This window comes from Enterobacter cloacae complex sp. XAL002, assembly GCF_049236805.1.
GTDB classification, from domain to species: Bacteria; Pseudomonadota; Gammaproteobacteria; order Enterobacterales; family Enterobacteriaceae; genus Enterobacter; species Enterobacter intestinihominis.
Genome location: NZ_JBMKJN010000074.1, coordinates 1 through 974 on the forward strand (window position 1 = coordinate 1; position 974 = coordinate 974).

At 50.4% G+C, this 974-nt stretch carries 1 protein-coding gene; it reads left to right on the top strand.

Annotated features, from left to right (window positions below; translation table 11 throughout):
- Positions 1-974 (top strand): copper resistance membrane spanning protein PcoS (gene pcoS / locus ACOT0L_RS23995; protein ID WP_421637285.1); only part of this gene is annotated, 974 nt, incomplete at both ends.

Genomic DNA, 974 nt, shown 5'->3' on the forward strand with positions numbered 1-974 from the left:
GCCGTGACGCCGGAACAGGGTAAAAGCAAACATGTCATCATTACGGTTGCCACGGATACCGGGTATCACACCCTGTTTATGGACAAACTCAGTACCTGGCTGTTCTGGTTCAATATCGGTCTGGTCTTTATTTCTGTTTTTCTGGGCTGGCTGACCACACGTATTGGTCTGAAACCGTTACGGGAAATGACCAGTCTGGCTTCCTCCATGACTGTACACAGCCTGGATCAGCGTCTAAATCCCGATCTGGCTCCGCCGGAAATCTCTGAGACCATGCAGGAGTTCAATAATATGTTTGATCGCCTGGAGGGGGCATTCCGGAAACTGTCAGATTTCTCGTCTGACATCGCGCATGAGCTGCGCACACCAGTCAGTAATCTGATGATGCAGACGCAGTTTGCACTGGCTAAGGAAAGGGATGTTTCGCATTACCGCGAAATTTTATTCGCTAACCTGGAAGAACTGAAAAGGTTGTCACGAATGACCAGTGACATGCTTTTTCTGGCACGTTCAGAGCATGGTCTGCTGCGGCTGGATAAACATGATGTGGATCTGGCCGCCGAACTGAATGAATTACGTGAGTTGTTCGAGCCCCTGGCAGACGAAACAGGAAAGACAATCACGGTTGAAGGAGAGGGCGTTGTTGCCGGAGACAGCGATATGCTCCGACGTGCTTTCAGTAACCTGCTTTCCAATGCAATCAAGTATTCTCCCGATAACACCTGTACAGCGATACACCTTGAGCGTGACAGTGACTGTGTGAACGTGATGATTACGAATACGATGTCCGGCCAGGTTCCCGCTAATCTGGAACGTTTGTTTGACCGGTTCTATCGCGCAGACTCATCAAGGTTCTACAACACGGAAGGCGCGGGGCTGGGATTATCAATTACAAGGTCGATCATTCATGCTCACGGCGGCGAGCTGTCAGCAGAACAGCAGGGGCGGGAAATTGTGTTCAAAGTGCGCCTGTT